10 protein-coding genes are annotated in these 7,264 nt (G+C 59.1%); 7 read left to right on the top strand and 3 right to left on the bottom strand.

Annotated features, from left to right (window positions below):
• A partial coding sequence (locus tag ACESLM_RS30110; protein WP_372638351.1) for a LysR substrate-binding domain-containing protein occupies window positions 1–398 on the top strand: 398 nt, incomplete at its 5' end.
• Here ACESLM_RS30110 and ACESLM_RS30105 read toward each other — a convergent pair.
• Window positions 395–1,030 carry a DsbA family oxidoreductase gene (locus ACESLM_RS30105; protein ID WP_094046433.1) on the bottom strand — a complete coding sequence of 212 codons (636 nt, stop codon included), beginning with the start codon at window positions 1,028–1,030 and terminating at the stop codon, window positions 395–397. The two genes, ACESLM_RS30110 and ACESLM_RS30105, sit on opposite strands and share 4 nt — an antisense overlap.
• Before the next feature lie 132 nt (window positions 1,031–1,162).
• On the opposite strand from ACESLM_RS30105, the gene ACESLM_RS30100 reads away from it, so the two are divergent.
• The 5 genes from ACESLM_RS30100 to ACESLM_RS30080 all read left to right on the top strand — a co-directional run bounded on the left by ACESLM_RS30100 (window position 1,163) and on the right by ACESLM_RS30080 (window position 5,796).
• On the top strand, window positions 1,163–1,990 hold the full coding sequence (locus tag ACESLM_RS30100) for an aldo/keto reductase (protein ID WP_372638349.1): 828 nt from the start codon (window positions 1,163–1,165) through the stop codon (window positions 1,988–1,990).
• Between the two features lie 130 nt (window positions 1,991–2,120).
• On the top strand, window positions 2,121–2,546 hold the full coding sequence (locus ACESLM_RS30095; RefSeq protein WP_372638347.1) for an RrF2 family transcriptional regulator: 426 nt from the start codon (window positions 2,121–2,123) through the stop codon (window positions 2,544–2,546).
• 94 nt (window positions 2,547–2,640) lie between these two features.
• Window positions 2,641–2,952, top strand: a complete 312-nt coding sequence (gene trxA / locus ACESLM_RS30090) for a thioredoxin (protein WP_372638345.1) — start codon at window positions 2,641–2,643, stop codon at window positions 2,950–2,952.
• A gap of 159 nt (window positions 2,953–3,111) precedes the next feature.
• On the top strand, window positions 3,112–3,687 hold the full coding sequence (locus ACESLM_RS30085) for a TetR/AcrR family transcriptional regulator (RefSeq protein WP_372638343.1): 576 nt from the start codon (window positions 3,112–3,114) through the stop codon (window positions 3,685–3,687).
• Between the two features lie 81 nt (window positions 3,688–3,768).
• Entirely contained in the window at window positions 3,769–5,796 is a 2,028-nt protein-coding gene (locus tag ACESLM_RS30080; protein ID WP_372638341.1) for a YhgE/Pip family protein, read from the top strand.
• 59 nt (window positions 5,797–5,855) lie between these two features.
• Here the strand turns inward: ACESLM_RS30080 and ACESLM_RS30075 are convergent, their stop codons facing one another.
• Together ACESLM_RS30075 and ACESLM_RS30070 are read right to left on the bottom strand one after the other, a co-directional pair.
• Entirely contained in the window at window positions 5,856–6,425 is a 570-nt protein-coding gene (locus tag ACESLM_RS30075; RefSeq protein ID WP_372638339.1) for a hypothetical protein, read from the bottom strand.
• Window positions 6,426–6,814: 389 nt separating this feature from the next.
• The gene (locus ACESLM_RS30070) at window positions 6,815–6,958 is read right to left on the bottom strand and encodes a hypothetical protein (RefSeq protein WP_198960668.1); all 144 of its coding nucleotides are present in this window, start codon (window positions 6,956–6,958) and stop codon (window positions 6,815–6,817) included.
• Window positions 6,959–7,031: 73 nt separating this feature from the next.
• On the opposite strand from ACESLM_RS30070, the gene ACESLM_RS30065 reads away from it, so the two are divergent.
• On the top strand, window positions 7,032–7,264 hold a 233-nt coding region (locus tag ACESLM_RS30065), incomplete at its 3' end, for a hypothetical protein (protein WP_372638337.1).

Raw genomic sequence — 7,264 nt, 5'->3', positions numbered from 1 at the left:
AAGCCGGGCTCGGCATCTCTCTGCTGTCGCGCTGGGCGCTGCGCAAAGAGCTCGGGCTCGGCTCCTTGAAGCCGCTCCGCGCCGAAGGGCTTCCCTTCAGGCGGAGCTTCCATATTCTGTCCCGTCGTAACGACTTGCGGACGAGGACGGTCGACGCGTTCCTGGAGACGCTTCGAGCCGTGACCGACGAGATGCTGGCGGAGGACAACCTGAGCGGCAGCCGCAATGACCATCTCGATGACGGTCGCAACGTCAATCCCGATGCCAGCCGCAATGACCATCTCGATGACGGTCGTAACGTCAATCCCGATGCCAGCCGCAAAGTCAATCCCGATGACGACCGCAACGACAATCTCAATAGCCGCCGCAAACCAACCCGCAATCGCCGGCCGAATTAGCCGCCCTGGGCAATCTTCTTGAACGCCTCAAGGAACTGCGCAGAAGGATAAGCTCCCGACAGGGCGTACTTGTTGTCGATGATGAAGAAAGGAACGCCGGTAATTCCGATGCCTTGCGCGGCAGCCATATCTTTCTCCACGTCCTCCTGGCCTTCCCCGTTATCGAGCAGCTTCCGGGCTTCGGAGGCGTCGAGTCCGAGCTCGGCGGCGATGTCGAGCAGAACGTCCAGCTTGGCGATGTCCCGGCCGTCCTCGAAGTAAGCTTTCATAACGGCCTCGATCCAGGTCGCTTCGTCCTCTTGAGGAAGCAGGGCGGTGATCCGGTGCGCCAGCACCGTGTTCGGCATGCGTTCCACCTTGTCGAAATGGAAGGTGACGCCTACGTTGGCGCCGGCCTCGGTGACCCGCTGAAGCATCGGACGCAGCCGCTCCGCTCCGCCCATTTTTTTCTCCATGACGCTGTTGAAAGGCAGTCCCTCCGGCGGCAGCGACGGGTCGAGCTGGTAGGCGTGGTAGCTGACTTCGACCTCCTGGCCGGTCTGCTCCTGCCAAGCGTCGATCGCGTCGTTCATATTCTTTTTGCCGATTCTGCACCAGGGACATACCATGTCGGAATATACGTCTATTTTCATCGCGGACACCTCTTCGGATTGGAATGAGTCTGTTTCCCCTAGTATGGCAGACGGTCCGGCCGGATTCAATGTACGGTTTGAAAGGCAACGTGATACTATGGAAAAGACAACCGAGCAACGAGGAGGACGAAGATGAAACTGACGATCGATTCGACGGTCGAGCTGCTGAACGGGACGCAGATGCCGCGGCTCGGGCTGGGCGTCTGGAGGGCGAAGGACGGCGAGGAAACGGAAAATGCGGTGCTGGCTGCGCTGCAGGCGGGATACCGCGGCATCGACACGGCCTCTCTGTACGGGAACGAGGGGAGCGTAGGCCGGGCGGTGCGGGCTTCGGGCGTTCCGCGCGAGAAGGTGTTCGTGACGACCAAGGTGTGGAACGACGAGCAGGGCTACGATAGTACGATAGCCGCCTTCAAGAGAAGCCTGGAGAGGCTGGACATGGACTATGCGGACCTGTACCTCGTTCACTGGCCCGTCGTCGGCCAATACAAGGAAACGTACCGGGCGCTGGAGGATCTGTATGAGCAAGGGCTCATAAGGGCGATCGGCGTCAGCAATTTCAACATTTCTCATCTGGAGGATCTGATGGGAAGCTGCCGCATTAAGCCGATGGTGAACCAGGTAGAAATGCACCCGCTGCTGACGCAGAAAAAGCTGTTCGCCTTTTGCCGCAAGGAAGGCATTCAGTTGGAATCGTGGAGACCGCTCATGCAGGGCAGACTCGATCAGCCGCTCATAACGCGGCTCGCCGAGAAGTACGGCAGAACGCCGGCGCAAATCCTCATTCGCTGGCAGCTGCAGCTGGGAGTCGTGACGATTCCGAAGTCGTCCAGACCGGAGCGAATCCGCGAGAACGCCGACGTGTTCGGCTTCGAGCTGGAGCCGGAGGATGTCGTGGCCATCGACGGGCTGAACGAAAACCTTCGCTTCGGCAAGGACCCGGACCATGTCGACTTCTAGAGGGAGCGCGAACGCGCGCATCCGAGGATAGAAGCTGGGCTTGGCAGGGGATAATACGGAGCGGGCGCGGCTATTGACAGCCTCAACTGTAACTGTTATTATTACAGTAATCACCGGGGAGGCTGAAGGAATGAACAGTGAGTTTATCATAGCTGTCCACAGCTTGGTCCTCTTGGCGCATCGCCCCGATGGAATGGCTTCCAGCGAAGAGATCGCGACCAACGTATGCACGAATCCGGTGCGCGTCCGCAAGGTGATGAGCTGCTTGCGCAAGAATGGCTTCGTGGATACCCGCGAAGGCTCGGGCGGCGGCTACAAGCTGTCCCGGGAGCCGGGAGACATGACGCTGGCCGACGTTTATCGGGCCCTGGCCGCGGGTTCGCTTGCGCCGAAATGGTGCAGCGGGGACCCCGAATCCGACTGCCTGGTCGGATCGAACATGGGCGAGGTGATGAACGCGGTGTTCTGCGGCGCGGATCAGCAGCTTGAGAAGTATTTCGAATCGATTACGATCGGACAGATGCTGTCCAGGCTGACCGCCATGGCGAAGGCGTAGTCCGTTCGGTCGACAAGGGATGGAGCGGGTCATTCAGAAGGCCCGATCATCATAGGTGGATCAACTTATACATTAAGGATAGGAGAGATGTCTTATGGCAGTTGTGGTTACGAAAGACAACTTCAGCGAGAACGTAGCGCAAGGCGTATCCTTGCTTGACTTCTGGGCGCCGTGGTGCGGACCTTGCAAAATGCAGCTTCCGATCGTGGAGGAGCTGGCCGAGGAATTGAAAGGAACGGCGAACATCGCGAAGGTTAACGTGGACGAAGAGCCTGAGCTGGCCAGCCAATTCGGCGTCATGAGCATTCCGACGCTGATCCTGTTCAAGGACGGTCAACCGGTCGACAAAATGGTCGGCTTGCAAAGCAAGGAATCCCTGAAAGCGAAAATCCAAAACCAACTGTAAGTTGGAATCGAGAACGCCGCTGGCTGTCCCTTATCGGGAGCTGCGGCGTTTTTGGTTGTTGTCAACCGATCCGGAACGTGATATGATACTTTCTGACCGATTGACCGAAAATGAATTTTAGTCAGTTTGTCGGCTTAGCGGCAAGGGAGGCGAGCGGGAATGGCGATCGATCGCAGGAAGCAGGTCGTGGAAGCGGCCGCGCAGTCTTTCTCCTTATTCGGGTACAAGGCGACGACGATGGATCAGGTGGCTAAGCTGGCGAACGTCGGCAAGGGCACGATCTACACGTTCTTCGACAACAAGGAGGAGCTGTTCGACGAGATCATGAACAGCTTGATTCAAGAGATGAAGCGCGTGGCGGAAGCCGAGTACGATCCGGCGGGCTCCTTCTTCGACAATCTGAACCGCGTCTTCGGACGGATTCTCGACTTCAGGGAGAAGCACCAGCTCGCGGTCAAGATGGCCCACGAAGTCCGGGACATCGGCACGCCGAAGGCGCTGGAGGGCTTGAACCGGCTGGAGAGCGCGATTCTGTCCTACATCCAGATCAAGGTGCAGGCCGCGATCGACAAGGGCGAATTGAAACGCTGCGATCCGGAAGTGACGGCGTTCGTGATGCTGAAGCTGTACTTGGCGCTGGCGTCGGAATGGCAGACGGCCCACGAGCCGCTGGAGAAGGAGAAGATTACGGAGCTGTTCCAATTGTATCTGTTGCGAGGACTGGCCAACGAGTGAGGTCCCACGAGGCTTGTCTTCTTTTTTTGCTGAAAAATGACCAAATGAACAAAATAGTCATAATGATTAGGGGTGTTGTTCGTGAAAGGAATCAAGCAGTTTGCGAAAGAGTTGTCCGGCATCGGCCGGAATAAGAAGGCGCTTATTCCGGTAGTCGCCATCCTGACGGTGCCGGTGCTGTATTGCGCCATGTTCCTCGGAGCTTTCTGGGATCCGTACGGGAAGCTGGTCGACTTGCCGGTCGCGGTCGTCAATTCGGACCAAGGGACGGTGCGCGAGGGCGAGGAGCTGCATATCGGGCAGGACTTTATCGAGAAATTGAAGGAAGGCAAGCATTTCGACTACCGGTTCGTGGACGAGGCGGAAGCGCTGGAAGGCTTGAAGAACAATGCCTACTACATGGCGATCGAAATTCCGGAGGACTTCTCGAAAAATACGGCGACGCTGACGACCGATCAGCCGACGCCGGCGCAAATCCGGTTTCTGCCGAACGAGAGCTACAACTTCCTGGCGGCTCAAATCGGAAACACGGCCATCGAGAAAATGAAAACCGAGCTCAGCCAGGAAGTGACCAAGGCGTATACGCACACGGTGTTCGAGCAATTGGAGACGTTGGCGGACGGCTTGAGCAAAGCCAGCGAAGGGGCGACGGAGATCGCCGCCGGCACGGACAGCGCGAAGAACGGGGCGACGCTGCTGGAGCAAAATTTGAGCAAGCTCGCTTCGGGCTCCTTGACGATGAGAAACGGAGTCGGCAAACTGGCCGACGGAAGCGCGAAGCTGGAGAAGGGGCTGGCCGACTTGCAGCAGGGAGGCGGATCGTTGGCGAGCGGCCTGGCCCAGTTGACGGAAGCCGGAGGTCAGCTGGGGCAAGGCACGAAGCAGGCGGAGCAAGGGGCATCGCAGTTGGCCGCGGGGCTGGACCAGTCGGCGGTGGGAGCCGCGAAGCTGGAAGCGGGGGCCGGCGAGCTGGCGGCCGGGCTGGCGCAGTACGCCGAGGCGCATCCCGAGCTGGCCGAGGACGCGGCGATGCAGCGTCTGATCGCGGCGAGCAAGCAGTTGGCCGGAGGTCTCGGCGAAGCCAAGAAAGGCCAGGAGCAACTGGCGGCTGGCGCGGTTAAGCTGAAAGAAGGCGCGTCGCAGCTGGCGGGCGGCCTGGAGCAGCTCGGCGGCAAGCTGGGCGAAGCGGCGGAAGGAAGCCGGAATCTGGCGGCAGGGGCGCAGCAGCTGCACGGAGGCGCTGTACAGCTTAAGCAGGGTATCGGCGATTTGCAGAAGGGCGTCGGGGAGTTCGCGGAAGGCACGGGCAAGCTGGACGAAGGCGCGCAGCAGATGGCGGAAGGTTTGCTGAAGCTGACCGACGGAACGGGCGAGCTGTCGAGCAAGCTCAGCGAAGCGGCCGAGAAGACGGCGGGGATCAACGGCGGCGACACCGTCGTCGACATGTTCGCGAATCCCGTCAATCTCGACGTCGTCAAGTCGACGGAAGTTCCGAACTACGGAACGGGCTTTGCTCCGTACTTCATCTCGCTTGGTTTGTTCGTCGGGGCGCTGCTGTTGACGATCGTCTATTCGGTGAAGGAGCCGGCCAACCGGCCGGCGAGCGGCTGGAGCTGGTTCGTCGGCAAGCTGCTGACGATGGTGCTGATCGGCGTCGCTCAGGCGGTCATCGCCGACCTGGTGCTGCTGTACGGATTGGGCTTGGAGGTGCAGAGCCTGCCGCTGTTCTTCCTGTTTACGATCCTGACGAGCGTCTCCTTCATGGCGCTGATTCAGTTCCTCGTTACGGTGCTGCAGCATCCGGGACGGTTCGTCGCGATCGTCATTCTGATCTTCCAACTGACGAGCTCGGCCGGCACGTTCCCGCTGGAACTGATCCCGGGCTGGCTGCAGACGACGAGCTCGTGGCTGCCGATGACTTATTCGGTATCCGGTCTGAAAGCCGTCATCTCCAGCGGGGATTATGCTTTCATGTGGGATAACGCGCTGATTCTGCTCGCCTTCTTCGCGCTGTTCGCCGTCATGACGTTCGTCTACTTCCTGATCGCGTATCGCAAGGAGTACGGCGGCGGAAATTCGGGAGAGCAAGGCAAGGCGTTGGCGGTATAACATGAAAAAAAGGTTGAGCGGTTAGGGAGAAGTCCCGGCCGTTCAACCTTTATTGTCATTCAGATCGTCCATTGCCCGTGAACGATGCCGGCAAGATGCCAATCGTCCCCGGCGGGCGTGAATACGAGCACGAGGCTCTGCCAATCCATGCCGTTCAGCTCCTTGTCGAATCCGGGGAAGTAGAATTCCACGTAAGTAGCGCCGGGATAGACCTCCGGAACGTTGAACAGCGCATTGCCCGTGCCCGCGATGCGGTTGACGTTCGCTTGAGGGGCATCCGCGAAATCCTTCGTATAGACGAACTGCTCGTAATAGTCTCTGAAAGTAAGCTCGATCGGATCTCCGCTGCCGTCCGCCTCGCCCCACTTCAGCTTGTTCATATCCTTGAAGGTCGGGAATTCGTCCGGCTTGAACACGAGGTCGGTATCGACGTTCACGTGAGGATACGGAGAGAAGCGCACGCCTTTGTCCGGATCGATCAAGGTGATCAGAGAGCCGAGGTCTCTTTCCCTCAAGTAACCGACGGTTTCGAGCGCAAGCTCCTTGACTCGGGCATCGGAGGGCTGCTCGTTATTCGAAGACGGGGTCTCGCCGCTCGGTTCGGCTGACGGCTCTCCGCTCGCAATCATTGTAGGTTCGCTCCCCAAGGATGAGGTGGGCGGGAAAGTTATCGGAGCATCGGTTGCCCCGTTCTTATTGGCGTTGGCTCCGCAGCCAGCCAATAGGACAGCGAGAAGAACCGCGGCCAGAAGCGGATACTTGCTTCGCATCGTCTATTCCTCCTTGCAGTTAAGTATTTATTTAGACGCAGAAATCGCCGAGATGTTCCGGTGGAAAATCCCGGGATGTAATATTTATTCCCTCTGTGGGCGGCGAAGGCGGATGCGTTGATCTTCGCCCTGCTGGATAAGCTAAGGGCAGAAGGACGCGCAACAGCCCGGATATACGGAGGCCGCCTCGGGCGGAATGCCGGATATCCGGGCCGTTCGTTTTCAGGGGGCGGGCGTTGCGGCTTGAGTCAGTCGGTTTTCTTCTTGGCTTTCGGCACGGGGGCGACGGATTTGGTGTTCTCCAAAGTGTCGTTGACGAAGGCCATGTCCTGATTTTCCGCTTTCATGCGCGTCGTGCCTTTGTAATTGCCTCTATGCGATTGGTTTTCCATGGGCAATCCCTCCTCTCTTCGAGGTCATTGTGCGCATTCGGTCAGAGCGTTATCCGTATCGGGAGGTTGGCAAATGATGAGGAGCAATCCGCTGCCGGCGGCATGGCGCAAGGTGGCATCCGCAATCGCTATCGGCGCGTTGGCGCTGCTGCACGTGTCCTGCGCCGCCGGGAACAAAGAGGCCGAGCCGGTTCCGCCGGCCACGGCCGCCAAGGGAGTTCCGTCCGCCGAGCAGTGGCTGGAGCAAGCGGCCGCCGCTGCCGGCAAGATGAAAAGATACGCCTTCGAGCTGCAAATGAGCCAAGA

It is taken from the genome of Cohnella sp. (genome assembly GCF_041641335.1).
GTDB lineage: Bacteria > Bacillota > Bacilli > Paenibacillales > Paenibacillaceae > Cohnella.
Note: the sequence above shows the minus strand (reverse complement) of the source record. Positions and strands in the feature narration are given on the sequence as shown.